Annotated in this window: 15 protein-coding genes; 9 read left to right on the top strand and 6 right to left on the bottom strand. The window is 39.3% G+C overall.

Features of this window, described 5'->3' with window-relative positions; translation table 11 throughout:
• The 4 genes from parC to I6F54_RS14270 all read left to right on the top strand — a co-directional run bounded on the left by parC (position 1) and on the right by I6F54_RS14270 (position 5,801).
• The gene (parC, locus tag I6F54_RS14285; RefSeq protein WP_165727200.1) at positions 1-2,295 is read left to right on the top strand and encodes a DNA topoisomerase IV subunit A; all 2,295 of its coding nucleotides are present in this window, start codon (positions 1-3) and stop codon (positions 2,293-2,295) included.
• Between the two features lie 162 nt (positions 2,296-2,457).
• Positions 2,458-3,171: a 1-acylglycerol-3-phosphate O-acyltransferase gene (locus I6F54_RS14280; protein WP_024590693.1), complete on the top strand. Its 714-nt coding sequence runs from the start codon at positions 2,458-2,460 to the stop codon at positions 3,169-3,171.
• Positions 3,171-3,506 (top strand): ribonuclease E inhibitor RraB, encoded by a 336-nt coding sequence (gene rraB, locus I6F54_RS14275; RefSeq protein WP_007585369.1) that lies wholly within the window; start codon positions 3,171-3,173, stop codon positions 3,504-3,506. The genes I6F54_RS14280 and rraB overlap by 1 nt, the downstream gene beginning before the upstream one ends.
• A gap of 1,113 nt (positions 3,507-4,619) precedes the next feature.
• The gene (locus I6F54_RS14270) at positions 4,620-5,801 is read left to right on the top strand and encodes a polysaccharide lyase family 7 protein (protein WP_197141980.1); all 1,182 of its coding nucleotides are present in this window, start codon (positions 4,620-4,622) and stop codon (positions 5,799-5,801) included.
• Between the two features lie 99 nt (positions 5,802-5,900).
• Here the strand turns inward: I6F54_RS14270 and I6F54_RS14265 are convergent, their stop codons facing one another.
• Positions 5,901-6,872, bottom strand: coding sequence for a zinc transporter ZntB (locus I6F54_RS14265; RefSeq protein ID WP_165740541.1), 972 nt, complete (start codon positions 6,870-6,872; stop codon positions 5,901-5,903).
• Positions 6,873-7,157: 285 nt separating this feature from the next.
• Here I6F54_RS14265 and I6F54_RS14260 point away from each other — a divergent pair, with 285 nt between their 5' ends.
• The 3 genes from I6F54_RS14260 to I6F54_RS14250 are packed head-to-tail and all read left to right on the top strand — an operon-like array spanning position 7,158 to position 9,545.
• Positions 7,158-7,592 carry an ATP-dependent zinc protease family protein gene (locus I6F54_RS14260; RefSeq protein WP_007585784.1) on the top strand — a complete coding sequence of 145 codons (435 nt, stop codon included), beginning with the start codon at positions 7,158-7,160 and terminating at the stop codon, positions 7,590-7,592.
• A gap of 2 nt (positions 7,593-7,594) precedes the next feature.
• On the top strand, positions 7,595-8,500 hold the full coding sequence (gene rimK, locus I6F54_RS14255; protein WP_002961977.1) for a 30S ribosomal protein S6--L-glutamate ligase: 906 nt from the start codon (positions 7,595-7,597) through the stop codon (positions 8,498-8,500).
• The gene (locus tag I6F54_RS14250; protein WP_007585786.1) at positions 8,487-9,545 is read left to right on the top strand and encodes a succinylglutamate desuccinylase/aspartoacylase family protein; all 1,059 of its coding nucleotides are present in this window, start codon (positions 8,487-8,489) and stop codon (positions 9,543-9,545) included. Before rimK ends, I6F54_RS14250 begins: the two co-directional genes overlap by 14 nt.
• Positions 9,546-9,633: 88 nt before the next feature.
• Here I6F54_RS14250 and I6F54_RS14245 read toward each other — a convergent pair whose 3' ends face one another.
• The 4 genes from I6F54_RS14245 to recQ all read right to left on the bottom strand — a co-directional run bounded on the left by I6F54_RS14245 (position 9,634) and on the right by recQ (position 14,272).
• Positions 9,634-10,206 (bottom strand): mechanosensitive ion channel domain-containing protein, encoded by a 573-nt coding sequence (locus I6F54_RS14245; protein WP_169044298.1) that lies wholly within the window; start codon positions 10,204-10,206, stop codon positions 9,634-9,636.
• A gap of 69 nt (positions 10,207-10,275) precedes the next feature.
• Entirely contained in the window at positions 10,276-11,985 is a 1,710-nt protein-coding gene (locus I6F54_RS14240; RefSeq protein ID WP_024609055.1) for a ShlB/FhaC/HecB family hemolysin secretion/activation protein, read from the bottom strand.
• A 171-nt stretch (positions 11,986-12,156) separates the two neighbouring features.
• Positions 12,157-12,441 carry a DUF3630 family protein gene (locus tag I6F54_RS14235; RefSeq protein WP_007583724.1) on the bottom strand — a complete coding sequence of 95 codons (285 nt, stop codon included), beginning with the start codon at positions 12,439-12,441 and terminating at the stop codon, positions 12,157-12,159.
• 7 nt (positions 12,442-12,448) lie between these two features.
• On the bottom strand, positions 12,449-14,272 hold the full coding sequence (recQ, locus tag I6F54_RS14230) for a DNA helicase RecQ (RefSeq protein ID WP_010553279.1): 1,824 nt from the start codon (positions 14,270-14,272) through the stop codon (positions 12,449-12,451).
• A gap of 385 nt (positions 14,273-14,657) precedes the next feature.
• On the opposite strand from recQ, the gene I6F54_RS14225 reads away from it, so the two are divergent.
• Together I6F54_RS14225 and rarD are read left to right on the top strand one after the other, a co-directional pair.
• Entirely contained in the window at positions 14,658-15,113 is a 456-nt protein-coding gene (locus I6F54_RS14225) for a thioesterase family protein (RefSeq protein WP_007583728.1), read from the top strand.
• A 51-nt stretch (positions 15,114-15,164) separates the two neighbouring features.
• The gene (gene rarD / locus I6F54_RS14220; protein WP_197141978.1) at positions 15,165-16,082 is read left to right on the top strand and encodes an EamA family transporter RarD; all 918 of its coding nucleotides are present in this window, start codon (positions 15,165-15,167) and stop codon (positions 16,080-16,082) included.
• Between the two features lie 17 nt (positions 16,083-16,099).
• Here rarD and I6F54_RS14215 read toward each other — a convergent pair whose 3' ends face one another.
• Entirely contained in the window at positions 16,100-17,335 is a 1,236-nt protein-coding gene (locus tag I6F54_RS14215) for a GGDEF domain-containing response regulator (protein WP_197141975.1), read from the bottom strand.
• Positions 17,336-17,386: the final 51 nt, after the last annotated feature.

Below are 17,386 nucleotides of genomic sequence, written 5' to 3'. Positions count from 1 at the left end.
ATGAGTGATACAGATACCTTGCTAATGCAAGGAATTGAGCAACAAACAATGGGGCGTTTTACCGAAGACGCCTATTTAAATTATTCCATGTACGTGATCATGGACCGCGCCTTACCGCATGTAGGTGATGGTTTAAAACCAGTACAGCGTCGTATTATTTATGCGATGAGCGAGCTGGGTTTGTCGGCTAACGCTAAGTACAAAAAATCAGCCCGTACAGTGGGTGACGTGCTTGGTAAGTACCATCCACACGGCGACAGTGCATGTTACGAAGCGATGGTATTAATGGCGCAGCCGTTTTCTTACCGCTACCCTTTGGTAGATGGACAAGGAAACTGGGGTGCGGCAGATGACCCTAAATCGTTTGCAGCAATGCGTTATACCGAAGCGCGTTTATCTAAGTTTTCAGAAGTACTATTAAAAGAGCTTGGCCAAGGCACCGTAGATTGGACACCAAACTTTGATGGTACAATGGATGAGCCTGTTGTACTGCCTTCTCGTTTACCGCATATTTTACTAAACGGTATAACGGGTATTGCCGTAGGTATGGCAACCGATATTCCGCCACATAACGTACGTGAAGTGGCTAGTGCATGTTGTTTATTACTTGATAAACCAAAAACAGAGCTTGAAGAATTACTTGAGCTTGTACATGCACCAGATTACCCAACAGATGCTGAAATAATTACTCCAAAAGCCGATATTCATAAAATATATAAAACCGGTCGTGGGTCTATCAAAATGCGTGCGGTTTATACCGAAGAGCATGGCGATATTGTTATTACATCGCTGCCGCATCAATGTTCTGGTGGTAAAGTACTTGAGCAAATTGCAGCGCAAATGAACGCTAAAAAATTACCAATGATTGCCGATTTACGTGACGAGTCAGATCACGAAAATCCAACACGCATTGTAATTATTCCGCGCTCAAACCGCATTAAAGCTGAGCCATTAATGGCGCATTTATTTGCAACCACCGATCTTGAAAAAAATTACCGCGTAAACTTAAACATGCTAGGCCTAGATGGCCGCCCGCAAGTTAAAGACTTACGCTGTATTTTAAGTGAGTGGCTAATATTTAGACGCGAAACAGTGCGTCGTCGTTTGCAGTATCGTTTAGATAAAGTATTAGCACGTCTACATATTTTAGAGGGTTTGCTAGCCGCCTTTTTAAATATTGATGAAGTAATTGAAATCATCCGCAGCGAAGATAAACCAAAGCCTGTATTAATGGAGCGCTTTGATTTAACTGATACGCAAGCAGAAGCAATTTTAGAATTAAAACTTCGTCATTTAGCAAAACTTGAAGAGTTTAAAATTCGTGGTGAGCAAGACGAACTAGCCAAAGAACGTGATAAATTAGCGCAAATTTTGGGCTCAGAACGTCGTATGTCGACACTGCTTAAAAAAGAAATTCAAGAAGCCGCTGAAATGTACGGTGACGATCGTCGCTCGCCAGTGATTGAGCGCTCAGAAGCGAAAGCACTTAACGAAAAAGATTTAATTCCATCAGAGTCAGTTACTGTTGTGCTATCAGACAAAGGCTGGGCACGCGTTGGTAAAGGTCATGACTTAGATGTACAAGGCTTAAATTATCGCTCAGGTGACGGCTTTAGAGCCTCTGCTCGTGGTAAGAGTAATCAACCTGCGGTATTTTTAGATTCAGCGGGGCGGGCGTTTGCAACCGATGCGCACAGTCTACCTTCGGCGCGAAGCCAGGGGGAGCCAATGACAGGTCGTTTTAACTTAACACCAGGCGCTAATTTTGAGCACGTGGTAATGAGTGAAGACGAGCAAGTATTGCTTATGGCGTCAGATGCAGGTTACGGCTTTATTACCGACTTTAAAGACTTAGTTAGTAAAAATAAAAACGGTAAAGCGCTGGTAAGTGTCCCTAAAGGTGGAATATTACTTTCTCCTATTAGAGTGAACGATGTTGCTAGCGATTACTGTATGGCTATTTCTAACGAAGGTCGAATGCTTTTATTCCCGCTGCGAGACTTACCAAAATTAGGTAAGGGTAAGGGTAATAAAATCATTTCTATACCGGGTGCTAAAGTACAAGCCCGTGAAGAGTTTGTAAAAGTGCTTGCTGTTGTACCACTAGGAAGCAGTGTTACGCTTCATGCAGGCAAACGTAAACTAACACTCAAACCAAGCGATTTAGAGCATTATCATGGTGAACGAGGGCGTAGGGGTAATAAACTACCGCGTGGCTTACAGCGTGTTGACGAAGCCGTTGTTGAGCTAACTCCTCAAGATGATGAACCAATGGACGTTATTAGCGAAGAGTAGCCAATTACTTTTTTGTATAAATAAAAGCGGTCTGCATTTGCAGGCCGTTTTTGTTTTAAAATAAAGAGCTTAAATATTTCAGCGTACACTTGTGCGCTATTGACTCGTTTGTGTCACAAAATAACGCTATAATAATTATAATTCATTTTTGGAGAAGCCCATTTGCTAGCTGTTATACGCGTTTTTATTATGCTGCTGTTTATATTATTCAGTTGTATTTTTGGTTTATTACTTTCGATTGTAAGACCATTTCACCCTAATAATGTACATATTATAGCGGGTTGGTTTGGCTCAATGGCTAAAATGGTTGGCGTTAAGCTAGTTCTAACACGTCATAAAGATGCCGTTGATCCAGGTCCTGCAGTTTATGTTGCTAATCATCAAAATAGCTACGACTTATTTACAGTGCCAGCAATGGTGCCAAAAAACTGCGTAAGTTTGGGTAAAAAGAGCTTAAAGTGGATCCCATTTTTTGGTCAGCTTTATTGGTTGTCGGGTAATATATTAATAGACAGATCGAATCGCTCTAAAGCGGCAGGAACTATCTCAAAAGCAGCCGAAAAAATTAAAAATAATGGCTTATCTGTATGGATGTTTCCAGAAGGCACACGAAGCTATGGAAGAGGGTTACTACCATTCAAAACGGGTGCATTTCACACCGCAATGAGCGCAGATGTACCCATAATTCCGGTATGTATGAATACAACACATAAAACCATTAAGCTAAATCGTTGGGATAATGGTACAATTCACATCGAAATGTTAGCGCCTATACCGCTTGATAAAGAAATTAGCGCGCGTGAGCATGCTAAAAGCGTGCATAGCATTATGGCTGCTAAAATAACTGAATTAGATGCTCAAGTGAGAGAAAAATAATGGAAAACTGGCGTGAAATAAGTGAAGACATCGTAAGTTCACTACTTGAAGATGGGTCAGACCCTGAAATACTTTATGAAGTAGAGCACCACTTTGTGTGTGAAGACTTTCCTAAGTTAGAGCAAGCTGCACTTGCTGCTTTTAAATTGGGTTACGATGTTGAAGAACCAGCAGAGCTTGAGCTTGAAGACGGTAACAAAATTTGGAGCTTTGACATTGTAGTTGAAGCTGAGCTAGACGTAGACGTTATTATGGAAGACGTTGATAAGCTAGCGCAACTAGCCGTTGAGTGCGAAGTTGAGTACGATGGTTGGGGTACTTACTTTCAAGAGTAATTAGCTGACTGTTATAAAAAAGGCGATCATTGCAAAGTGCTCGTCTTTTTTAATGCCTGTAAAAGCGTGCTACCAAACATGCGCTTCCCCTCAGGTTTTTTCTAGGGACGATTACTCTTTGTTGCCTAAATGGATGTGGTAAGGGGCGTGAACAGGACGCGGAAGCTTTGCTCGGTTTTTACTTATTTTCACATGGAAGTAAGCCAGTAGCGTAACGCAGGAGTAGTTACCGAGCCCGCTTGGTTACAAACCCCGCGCCGCGATTTAACCGCCCCTAGATTAAACTAATTTCAATCCGCAAAGGGCAACATGCCGAGTTCTGCTAAAGCTTTTAATTCGAACTAAATTGAATCAACCTTCTAGGTGTTTTCAATAATTTATTTAAAACTTATTGGTATGTTTTGTATAAATATTATTAATAAATTATCTATAGAAAATAAAATATCCACCTTCACTGAGCTCAAACACCTCTTAAATTTTCTAAGCTACCCTTCACTAATATAATAATACTTTCATCTTTAAATTCTTATTTCAAATGCATTTCGTTCTGCCATTATTAAATTTTATTTTATATAAACAGTCTAAATTAATTGGTTAACCAGTGGCATTCTAGTTAATTAAACTGAACGTAAGCTTTACTGCATAAAATAAAATGAAAACCAATTTTGTTATTACAGGAAATGCGATTTTTGAATTTTTAATAAATTACCAATTAAAGTTTTATTTAATGCTTTTTCATTATTTTATATTTTTCCCTTATCTGGGTTTTGTTGTTTTTTGACGGTGATTTATTTTAAGCCTCTGTTTTTATTTGTTTTTATTATATGTTGATTTAATGAATCTAAATGAAATCAATACTTATTACCTATTAAATAAATTGTTGCAAATTTATTACAAGCAATATAACTTGTGTCTCAGCCCAGCTGGCAATAATCATTGGTAATATTTATTTGTAAACCAGGAGCGTTTTTTTTACATTTAACTTATTACCAATTACACATAAAAACACAAGTTAAAACCTATTTGCAGGCGGTGATCTAGGCTCAAGTGAAATACTCATTTATAGCCATGTAGTAAGATTTTTTCATGTACAGGTTTGGAGAAATAAAGATAATGATTAACCAAAAATCCCTATTTATGCTTGCAGCAATGACTGCTAGCTCAAGTTTTGTACAAGCGGCAACTGTTAATAATGCTGGATTTGAAGATGGTTGGAATAACTGGAATGAAACAGAACCAGCGGCTATTTCAGGTAGTGCTTACAAGGGCTCTAAATCATTAAAAATTCAAGGTAGTCCAGGGCGTGTTTACCAGAATGTAGATGTAGATAGAAATACTCAGTACACGTTAAGTGCGTACGTACTTGGCAAGGGACAAATCGGCATTAACGATCTTAATGGTTTGTTTAAAAGTGAGAAATTTAACGTTTCTTCGTGGACAAAAGTATCTAAAACTTTCACAACAGCTAGCACTAATTCATTGCAAGTATTTGCTAAGCATGACAATAGCTCAAACGATGTTCGCTTTGACAGCTTTTCATTAACTAAGGGAAGTTCTTCTGGCGGCGGAGACACGGGTGATACTGGCGGTGGCGACACTGGTAGTGGTTCCGGCATAGCAAGCAATATCACCAACGGTAGTATTTTTGACCTTGAAGGTAACGATCCTCATCCATTAGTAAATAGCGACACTTTAGAGTTTGTTCCTCTAGAAGCGCGTCATATCACTCCAAACGGGAATGGCTGGCGTCATGAATATAAAGTAAAAGAAAGTGCACGTGTTGCAATGACCGAAACCTATGAGGTTTTTGAGGCAACTGTAAAAGTTGAAATGTCAGATGGTGGTAAAACGATTATTTCTCAGCACCATGCTAGCGATACGGGTACGATTTCAAAAGTATATGTTTCAGATACTGATGAATCAGGTTTTGATGATAGCGTAGCAGATAACGGGATTTTTGACGTTTATGTTCGCCTGCGTAACACCAGTGGTAAAGAAGAAAAGCATGCACTAGGTACTATCAGAAGTGGTGGTTCATTCAATCTAAAAGTAGTTAATAATTACGGTGATGTAGATGTGACTGCATTAGGTACTACCTTTGGTATTCCGGTAGAAGATGATTCAGAATCTTACTTTAAGTTTGGTAATTATTTACAATCACAAGACCCATATACACTAGATGAGTGTGGCGAGTCAGGAAACTCAGATTCATTTAAAGAGTGCTTTAAAGATTTAGGAATTACAAAAGCTAAAGTAACAATGACTGACGTTAGTTATACGCGTAAAACTAACTAATTATTTAGTAGTTTAGAAAGCCACTCAGTTTAAAGCTGAGTGGCTTTTTTAATGCTTTTTTAATGCTTTTTTAATGCTTTTTAAATGTATAAACTTAATTTATAACCATTTTTTATTTTTAAAATACACACCAATACCGCCAGTAAGTACAATCAAAAATATAACAAACGCACTAAACGCATAGGGGCTCTCGGTACCCGGAATACCTCCTACGTTTACGCCTAACAGGCCGGTTAAAAAGCCTAAAGGTAAAAACAATGCAGCTACAACCGACATTACATACATACGCTGATTTAATTGCTCAGACACTTGGTTAGTGATTGTTTGCTGAATGATTTGCGCACGTTCAATAGAGCTATCAAGCTCCTCTAAATAACGAATAAGTAAGTTTGTTGTTTCGTTTAATTTTGCTTTATCGTCATCTAACAGCCACGGGTAGTGATTATTTACCATTGAGCTAAGGGCTTCTTTTTGCGGTTTTAAATAACGCTTTAAGGCAATTGTTTGACGGCGCAACTGTGATAAACCTTGGTTATCAAACTTTTTACTTGGTTCATCTATTTCTTCTTCAAACTCGTCGAGTGTTTCATCTAGTGAGTCAATAACGCTTTGCATGCGAGAAGTTAGTTTTTGTGTAATAGAGCATACTAGCTCAGAAATATTGCATGGGCCTTTATTTTCATTTAAACAAGCGATCGTATCTTGCACCGATAATAAACGACGTTTGCGGGTAGTAATAAGAATGTCTTCGCTAATAAATAAACGAATTGAAACCATGTCTTCAGGGCTTTGTGCTGGATTTAAATTTACACCACGTAAAAATAACATATGTCCGTTAGTCGTTGATGTAATACGCGGGCGTGTTTCATCAGCAATTAAGGACTCTAATTCGTAGTCGTTTAAATGAGGTTGTGCCTTGAGCCATTCAACAGCCTCGCTTTGGCTATAGTCCATGTGCACCCAAAGTTTTCCGTGGCTTGGTTGCCAGCTATTTAGCTCATTAGTGCTTTCAATAGGGCGAGCGCCGCCTTGTCCATCAAGTACAAGTGCATGTAGTAAACCATTAATCATAATTATTTCTCATAATAGTGTATTTTTAATACCGTTAACTATAGTGTATCTACTTAAGTATTTTAAACTTACCTTTATTTTTAATAAGTTAAGCTTAAATAGCAAAATATATGCAGAGCCTTTGGGCTGAGTAAAGTGGCATAAAGTACTATTCAGCAAGGCGTGCATTGTGTGACCAGTTGTTTAAAAAGATCAATTTAATTTACTAATCGACTAGATAAATTTATTTCGTTGGTGTTTTTTTACCTGTAGCGTATAAGTCACTTTTTTATTAAGGGCACATTTATGACAGCAAAGATCACAGTTGGTTGGCGTGAGTGGTTAAGTTTACCTGGGCTTGGTATTAACGAGATAAAAGCAAAAATTGATACTGGCGCTCGCACTTCATGTATTCATGCAATTAACATTGAAGAATACGAAGTTGACTCAGAAAAATGGGTTAAATTTACGGCCCAGCCACTGCAAGATGATGAGCAAACGCAAGTCACTTGCAATGCAAAAGTTAAAAAAATGAAGTACGTAACCAGCTCAAGTGGGCAAAAAGAACTACGTTACTTTATAGAAACTACATTGCATGCAGGCGAGCACAGCTGGCCTATCGAGCTTACTTTAACAAGCCGTGCAACAATGAAGTTTAGAATGTTATTAGGGCGTACAGCCATGGAAAATCGTATAGTCGTTGACCCGGCTTTATCTCAACTATTAGGTCGTAAGGTTTAACTATGAAAATCGGTATTTTATCTCGCAACAGAAAATTATATTCAACACGTCGCTTAATTGAGGCGGCAGAGGCACGCGGTCACGAAGTTAAAGTGATTGATGCATTGCGCTGTTATATGAATATAAACTCTGAGCAACCAGAAATTCACTATCGCGGTGAAAACTTAAAAGAATTTGACGCAATCGTCCCGCGTATTGGTGCATCGGTTACATTTTATGGCTGTTCGGTACTTCGTCAGTTTGAAATGATGGGTGTTTACCCTGTAAACGAATCAGTCGCTATTTCTCGTTCGCGCGATAAATTACGCTCACTTCAGTTACTTTCGCGCAAAGGCGTTGGTATGCCAGTAACAGGTTTTGCTAGCAAACCAGATGATGTAAAAGACTTACTAGAAATGGTAGGCGGTGCACCTGTTGTAATTAAATTACTTGAAGGCACACAAGGCATTGGTGTTGTACTTGCTGAAACACGCAAAGCGGCAGAAAGCGTTATTGAAGCATTTATGGGCTTAAAAGCTAATATTATGGTTCAGGAATACATTAAAGAAGCGGGTGGTGCCGATATACGTTGTTTCGTATTAGGCGATAAAGTAATAGCAGCAATGAAGCGCCAAGCACAAGAAGGCGAGTTCCGCTCTAACCTTCACCGTGGCGGTAGTGCTACATTAGTTCGTATTACTCCAGAAGAACGTAAAACGGCAGTAGCCGCGGCTAAATCAATGGGCTTGAACGTAGCGGGAGTTGATTTACTTCGCTCATCTCGTGGACCACTTGTGATGGAAGTAAACTCATCACCAGGTTTAGAGGGCATTGAAATAGCAACAGGTAAAGACATTGCAGGCATGGTGATTGATTTCATCGAAAAAAATGCTTCAAGTAAAGGAACAGCAACACGTGGCAAAGGTTAAAATTAACCGTCCTTTTTCCTTATTAGGAGAGAGTGTAGGCGTAGGCGAGCGTAAAACACTTGCCTTAGAGGCAGCTAAACTTTATACCCATTCACCACTTAATATTCCTATTGAAGTGGTTAACGGTGTAATGGAAGGTCCTGTGCTTATGGTGTGTGCGGCTATTCATGGTGATGAGCTAAATGGCGTAGAAGTTGTGCGTCAGTTAATTGCTAAAATAGACCCAAGCCAACTGCGCGGCACAATAATCGCTGTGCCTATTGTGAATGTGTTTGGCTTTATTCATAAATCGCGTTACTTACCAGACCGACGCGATATGAATCGTAGCTTTCCAGGTTCTGAGCGTGGCTCACTTGCTGGGCGTATGGCTTATATGTTTTTTAATCAAGTGGCAATACATTGTACCCACATTATTGATTTACATACTGGCGCTATTCATCGAACTAACTTACCGCAAATTCGCGCTAACTTAGCTGATGAAGCAACCGCGGAAATGGCTAAAGCATTTGGCACGCCAGCAGTTATAGATGCATCATTGCGTAATGGCTCATTACGAAGTGAAGCTGCAAACCTAGGTATACCGGTTATAACCTATGAAGCTGGTGAAGCACTGCGTTTTGATCCAATCGCAATTGCGGCAGGTGTGCAGGGTGTTGATTATGTTATGCGTCATTTAAAAATGATCCGTGGCAAGCGTCCTAAAAAGTTACCAGATCCTATTATTGCAGGTTCAACTAGTTGGATACGTGCCGAAGTTGATGGCATTGTGCGTGCACAAGTATCACTAGGTGAGCATGTAACTAAAGGGCAAGTACTAGCATATATAAGTAGCCCCTTGGGCGACTCTGAGCTTGAGCTTTTAGCGCCTAAAGGCGGTATTGTTATTGGTCAGCAAACTATGCCATTGGTAAATGAAGGTGATGCGGTATTCCACCTTGCTTACTTTGCAAATGACAATAGTTTAGTAGAGCAGCAACTAGAGAACTTTATTGATGAGATAAACGATTTAGATGACGAGCTTAAAACAGCAGAATTAAATAACTAGTAGCCAGCCTGAACTCTATTTAGTTAAAGCATTAAAAAGCCGCAGTAGGTAATTACCTACTGCGGCTTTTTTGTGTGTTTATTTTAATTTAGGATTTTTTAGGTCCAATAATACGCTTTATAACGGGGGCTTTTGTTGGCTTTGGTTCTTTATTTAAGACCATGACAGGACGGGTCACAAATAAATTGTTAGGGTAAATTACGCGGTGCCCATCAATATGCTCAAGTACTACATTCATTAAGCCCATTTCAACAATGCGCCCTTCAACATGATTTGCACCATCAATAATTCGTACCCAATAGCCAACACGGCAATCGTTTTGAATAAACATTAGTAAAAATGCGGTGAGATTACTTAATAATGACCAGGCAGCGAATAGTGCTACGCCCAACATAGCGAATAAAGAGGAGCCTAAAACCAATAAGCCACGCAGCTCTATACCCCAAAATACTAAAACTAAACACAGCACGACAAAGGCGAGTATAATTTTTAGTAAGAGCTCTGCACGATATTTTCGGTGTAAATCAACTTTCCCCTTAATTGCTTTTTCGAGTAATTTTTTGGTTATTTTTAATAGCAGAGGGAAAACCAAAATAGCGATTATAGTTACAATCAACTTATATTGTGATGCAAACAATTCTAAAACTTCTATTATTTCCACATTAGACCCTGAACTTTTATACCAATTTAATTTAATACAATTGGTATTAGTTTAACGTGTTTGTATTATTTAAAAAGTATTTTTAACGCTCACTAACCACTGTACTGAGTCTACGTCATCGTAGCTATCGACTGGGGCTGCAATATCAATGTGGATCATGGTTCCTGAGTTTGCACGACTTGGTGCTAAACGAAGACCCACGCCTATATTTTTTAATACATGTGCGTTTTCACCATTATCTTTATCGTTAAACCATGCTCTGCCCACATCTACAAAAGCTGCGCCACCCACTTTAAATAGTTGTAGTAAATCGTACTCCCAGTAATAGCGCTTTTCTAGATTAACTAAAAAGCTGCGGTCGCCATGTTGATAATCCATAGGGTAACCACGCAGGCCTGTTTCGCCGCCTAAAGTAAGCTGTTGATCAGCAGTAAGGTTTTTTGCGTATTGCACGCGGGCTTTAACATACCAAGATTGGTCTTCACTGGTATTTAAATAATATTGTACTTGGCTAGTGGCCATAAAGTTTTCGAGTTTTTTCTGTTCTTTATTCCAATAGCCATCAATATCAGCACTAAAACGCCATAAGGTATTATCGTTAGTAAAGTGGGCTTTTTTAAAGTTAAAAGAATACACCGCGCGGCTGTCGTCATTACTTAATGATTCGTCTGAATAGCCAATTAAGCTTTTAATATTCCAACCTAAGTTTAAATCCTCAGTGCGAGATATACTGTCAAAATTGCGTACTTTTATGTAGTTATCTTCAAACCAATGGCCGCTTATAAAGGGATAACTTAAACTTCTGTCATCGGCAAGTGGTGCAAATGTAGTGTCTATAGCTTCAAAGGTATGCTGCTCGTCGGTATAACCTAAGGTTAAGCGTTGGGTCCAATTATTATTAAGCGCTTTAGAGTGTCCTATAAATGCACGGTTTAAATCGGTAGTTTGATCAAATTCGCTAAACTCTTCGCCGCGTTTATATAGTGACTCTTCGCGCTGCTCAGAATAGCTTAAAATACCGTAACTAAAAGGGGTGTCTATCGCGTAAAATGGATAGGTTAGCTCAAGTAAATGGCGCTTGCCATCGCTGTTATCAGCGTACTCTAAACGGCCGCGGTAGCGAGTAGATAAAATATTAGGATCGTCGTAAACAAATAAATAACCGCTACGATCGCTGTCGGTCGTGCGTGACAAAGAAAGGCGCTTCCCCCAACCAAGCAGGTTTGATTCTCTAAAACCTATACTCGATTTATTTTCTCCGCCGCTACGGCTAAAGTTTACTTCAGGTAAAAGTGTCCATAAATCACGGGTAACCACTTCTACATTAACGTCACCGTCGCAGTTTTCGATTGCACTAATTTGTGCATCATATAAGTAGCTTTCTTTACGAAGTAGGCGCTCAGACTCTGCAAGCTTTTTAGCATCGTACTTGTCACCAGGGGAGAATAATAAAAGGTTATTAATGACATCGGGCTCTGTTTGAATATGAGCGCGGTTAGCAAATCGGAATAGGGCATTATTTTCCTCTTCAAGCTCAGTATTAAATACATTAAGTTGCTTGAGCTTTATTGAGGCTATTTTAGCGTTACTATTACTGTGCGTGAGGGTTGTTTTGTCTTGAACTTCTCGGCGTAAGTTTTTATTTGTGCTTAAATCTGTCTGTTCTACAAGGCAGTTATCAGTTTTCGTTGAAGATTGTTGTGCGAATGCATTAGGCACATAAAAGCTTAAAACCGTTAAGCTAATACAACATTGTGCTATCCATTTCTTGTTCACCATTAAACCTCTTTACTGCTACGTAGCAAATGACTATCGTAATATCAGCTTACATCATTGTTATTATAATGTAAGTAAAAGGTATGGATTTTGAAACTAATTAATTGTTACTCATATTCACTTATGTTAATAACCAACCTGGTTTAGAACCGCCTGTGGGCGGGATATTAAAAGCTAACTTAAATAAAATGCTAAAGCGGCTAATAAGTGCTCAGCTTCATGGCCTTCGGCATTAATCCAAATACTTTGGCTGTAATGCTCATAGTTTAAATTAAAGGTCTGCTGATTATAGGTAAAGCGAACTTGATGGCGATCGGCGCCTGCAGAATACTCATTGAGTGTTACATCGTCTGAGTGTAAAAAGAGTGTGCTCCACAGTTCAAAGTCTTCATCGTGTGGAGGCTCGACTGGTGTAATTAAAATGTATTTATGGGCGTGGTCATATTCTATTTGGGTCATAACATTCTTAATTTGTAGCTAGGTAATTGCGAATTGCAGTTAAAAATTCGCCGCCGTACTTATTTAACTTAGTAAAACCCACACCCGACACTTTTAAAAATTCACTGTCGTTTGTTGGCATAAGCTGCGCCATTTCGGCTAATGTTTTATCATTAAATACCACATAAGGTGGTACATCATCGGCATCAGCAAGTTCTTTACGTAGTGCGCGCAGGCGAGCAAACAGTTTTTTGTCGTAATTAAATTGTGCTAACTTATCTTGATAAACGTGTTTGGCTTGCAGGCGTGGCTCGGCTAATTGCAGTGCGTACTCACCTTTTAAAATTGCACGCGCGGCTTCGGTTAACCTAAGTGACGCACCTTGTGTTATATCTTGGCTAAGTAAGCCTTGGTGAATAAGTTGGCGTAAAATACTAAGCCAAAATTCACTGCTTTTATCTTTACCTATGCCGTAAGTGCTTAGCTCATGATGATTGTTATCGCGTATGCGGCTAGTATTTGCACCACGTAGTAATTCAACAATGTACCCAAGACCAAAGCGCTGGTCAGCTCTATACACACAAGAAAGCGCTTGTTGGGCAACCAATGTACCGTCAAAGCTTTTAGGTGGATTTAGACAAATATCGCAGTTACCACAAGGTTCGCGCTGATACTCACTAAAATAGTTAAGCAATATTTGGCGGCGACACGTTTGTGCTTCTGCAAAGCTTGCCATTGCGTTAAAGCGTTGTTCTTCTACACGGCGGCGTTGCTCGTCGTCTATGTCTTCAAAAAAGCGTCTTACACGGCCAATATCAGCTGGGTCAAAATACATTATGGCTTCTGCGGCAAGTCCATCTCGCCCAGCACGCCCCGTTTCTTGATAGTACGACTCTATACTTTTTGGAATATCGTAATGCAGTACAAAACGCACGTTAGGCTTGTTTATACCCATACCAAAGGCAACGGTTGCGACCACTATTTGTATATCGTCACGTGCAAAACCAGTTTGTACAAATTGTCGTTGCTCGTTACTCATACCTGCATGGTAAGCTGCAGCGTTTAGCCCTGCATCTGCAATTTTTTCAGCAATGTCGTCTACGCGTTTACGGCTGGTGCAATAAATAATACCGCTTTGGCTTTTTTGCTCTTTTAAGTAGCGAAGCAGTTGCACCATAGGTTTAAATTTTTCTTCTATGGTGTAGCGAATATTGGGGCGATCAAAGCTGCCAGTATGAATATAAGGCTGTTGTAGTTTTAGTTGCTCAACTATATCAAAACGGGTGGCTTTATCGGCAGTTGCAGTGAGCGCCATCATGGGTACATGTGCAAAACGTTGCTTTAATTCGTTTAAGCGAAAGTAATGAGGCCTAAAATCGTGGCCCCAATGCGACACACAATGCGCTTCGTCAATGGCAAATAAGCTTACATTTAAATGCGATAAACGCTCTAAAAATTCGCGTTGTAATACTTTTTCAGGTGCCACATATAAAAGCTTAATTTGCCCCTGATGAAGCTGTTGATACACCAATTGCTGCTCTTCTCGCGCTAAGCTGTTATTTACGTAAGCGGCTTTTACCCCAAGTGCTTGTAGTTGACTTACCTGATCTTGCATTAGCGATATGAGCGGAGATATAACAATAGTGACGCCTTCAAGCACTAAAGCGGGTATTTGATAGCAAACCGATTTTCCGCCGCCAGTAGGGAGCAATACAAGCGAGTCTTGGCCGTTAATAGCAGCATCAATAACTGTTTTTTGGCCGTCGCGAAATTCACTGTAGCCAAACACTTGTTTGAGGACAGTTTCGGGTTTACGCACAAGGGTGCTAGAAGGTGGTGTTGATGTATTCATTGGCGGGTATTTTAGTGGTTTTTTAGTGAGATGTCTTTAGCTGAGTTACTTATACCAATCCGCAATACTACTTAATCAATTTGAGGGATTAAATCTGACGCTAGCTGCGTTAAAAATTTCTGATATAGAACAACTAAATAACGAGTTTTTTGCCTTGTTATAGACACTATTTTTTTACCTCCAGATAGATCACTTAATTAAGCTAATTGGTATTAACCTCAACTCTATTGTAAGTAAATTAAACTCTGGTAGTGTTGAAACCGCTTATTAAGATAGATCTGCTTTCTTAAAGTTAGGTTGCTAAGTAAATGATTTAACTAGAGCCTCGTAGTTTTGCTTAAGTTATGCTTTACTCATCGTACCAGTTTAAACATAGAGAATAATAATGAATAAAGAAATGTTAATTGAACAAGTGGGCGCATTATTTGTAAATGGCATGCCGTTTAACCAGTTTTTACAAATATCGGTTGAGTCGTTGAGCCCTGAACAGGCCAAAATTACGTTTCCGTGGCAGGATGTACTCATTGGTAACCCTGCGCAAAAAATACTGCACGGTGGTGTTATTTCAGCCGTACTTGATAATGTAGGCGGTATGCTCGCGGCAGCAAGCGTGATTGATAAGCTAACCGATTTAGATATAGGAAGTGTGCAAACAAAATTAGCCACGCTTGGGACTATCGACTTGCGCACTGATTATTTGCGCCCTGGTAAAGGAGAGAGCTTTACAGCGAGTGCCACACTTATTCGCTCAGGTAATAAAGTGTGTGTTTGTCGAATGGAATTACATAATGAGCAATCAGTTCAAATTGCTTTTGGGACAGGCACGTATTTAGTTGGATAAAACGTGTATGGGAAGTAAACTAGCGGCCTTTTAAATCACTAAGTGTTTATTATGTCGATTGATACTGAGCAGCGTAAAGGTGCTATTTTTGCTTGTCTTGCTTTTTTTATGTGGGGCCTTGCGCCAATATATTTTAAGTTAATTCAGCATGTTTCTGCCTTTGAAATTTTAATGCATCGGGTTGTTTGGTCGGTTGTATTTTTAGTATTAGTAGTAAGTGTTTTAAAGTATTGGGGTAAAATTAAACGCATTATTGTTCAGCCTAAGCTTTTGCTTATGCTTGTTATTACCTCAACATTACTAGGGTTTAACTGGGGTTTATTTATATGGGCTATAAATAATAACCATATGCTTGATGCGAGTTTGGGCTATTACATAAACCCTCTTTTAAATGTATTACTGGGTATGCTCTTTTTAGGTGAACGCCTGCGTAAGTTTCAAGGTGTAGCAGTGGCACTTGCCTTTACCGGTGTTGTGCTGCAGCTAATTAGTTTTGGCTCGTTTCCGGTAGTTGCCTTTTCACTTGCTATATCATTTGCACTTTATGGGTTGTTACGTAAAAAACTACCCGTTGAAGCCTTGCCTGGCATTTTACTCGAAGCACTTATATTACTGCCTGTTGCACTCATTTATTGGTGGTTAATGGTGCCTACAACAACATCAAGCCTGCCAGCTAACGGTTGGCATACTAATGCATTACTGATTAGTGCAGGTATTGTAACTACATTACCATTGCTGTGTTTTACCGGCGCCGCCAAACGCTTGCAGTACACTACACTGGGATTTTTTCAGTATATTGGGCCAAGCCTAATGTTTATATTGGCAGTGGTGTTTTACGGTGAAGTGTTTGACGCTGAGAGATTAGTAACGTTTGCATGTATTTGGAGTGCGCTAGCTATTTTTAGTTGGGACTCTTACAATCAATCACGCAAACGTAAAAAAGCGGCTATTACAGCCGCAGAAGTATAATTAACCTAATAGAGCTGTTAGCTAACTACTTTATTACGACCAGATTCTTTAGCGTCGTAAAGCTTTAAATCGGCCTGTTTTAATAATTCATCAATTTGATAAACAGGCCCATCTGCAAAACCAATAGATATAGTAAATTTGATTTTTTCTTTACTAAACTCTTGGCTGTTCGCCTCTATAAAGTACCTAAAACCTTCAAGTCTTTTTAGTGCTTCCTGTTTATCCGCATTTGCAAAGTAAACGGCAAACTCTTCACCACCTAAGCGGGCCACTAAATACTTTTTAAAATATTTACTAAAGCAAATGGAGAGCCCTTTTAATACTTCGTCGCCTACATCATGTCCGTGAGTGTCATTAATTACTTTAAAATGGTCAATATCAAGCATGGCTAGCGCTCCTGAACCTTGCTTATTTTTAATATTTTTAAGTGATTTGCTTGTTTCTTCAAAAAAGTAACGACGATTAGGTAGATTAGTTAGGTAATCGGTGTTGGCTTGGCGTTTAATTGTGGCTATTTGCTCTAGCATATCGACGTTTTGGCTAAGCCTGCAGTAAAACTCTTCACTATTAAAAGGTTTATGTAAATAATCGTTTGCGCCATTTTTTAAAAATAAACTAGAAAGCCCTAAAGAGTCAGAGCCCGAAATACCAATAATGGCTTTTTCGTCGTTGCTATATAAGCGGCGAATTTCGCTACATAACTCATCACCATTCATGTTTGGCATTTCGTTATCAGTAATGATGACTGAAATGTCGGGTGAATTTTCGAGCATTTTTAATGCTTCTTCACCGTCTTGTGCTTCAATAATTTGATATTTGTGACGAACTAACAAGCTGCAAATGTATCGGCGAGTCGATTTAGAATCATCAACAACGAGTACTTTTACATTTTCATTGCGAGGTAAGCGGTGTAATTGTTTTTCTAGGTATTGGTAAGCTTGTTTGTTTTCTTTAATGATGTAATCGATGATTGGGTATTTTTCGACGGTGTCGCGGGTTTTTTTATCAATATTACCCGTCATTACAATAGTTGGGATATCAGCATTAACAGTGCAGGGTACTGCTTCACCTGATGGGGCATCAGGTAATATAAAGTCAACTACAGCGCAAAAGTAGCTATTTTTACTTATAAGCTCTTTTGTTTGTGCTAATGACTCTGCTATATCAACTTCATAGCCTGCTTTAAGCGCGATGTGCTTTTGCACTCGCGCCATTGCAGGTGTATCTTCAACTATTAGTATTTTTCGCGTCACGGAACAACCCTGTTTATATTTTGCAAAAATATTTGCTTATACAAGTTGTAA

Origin of the sequence: Pseudoalteromonas sp. SWXJZ10B, assembly GCF_015864475.1 — a bacterium.
Lineage (GTDB): Bacteria > Pseudomonadota > Gammaproteobacteria > Enterobacterales > Alteromonadaceae > Pseudoalteromonas > Pseudoalteromonas arctica.
Note: the sequence above shows the minus strand (reverse complement) of the source record. Positions and strands in the feature narration are given on the sequence as shown.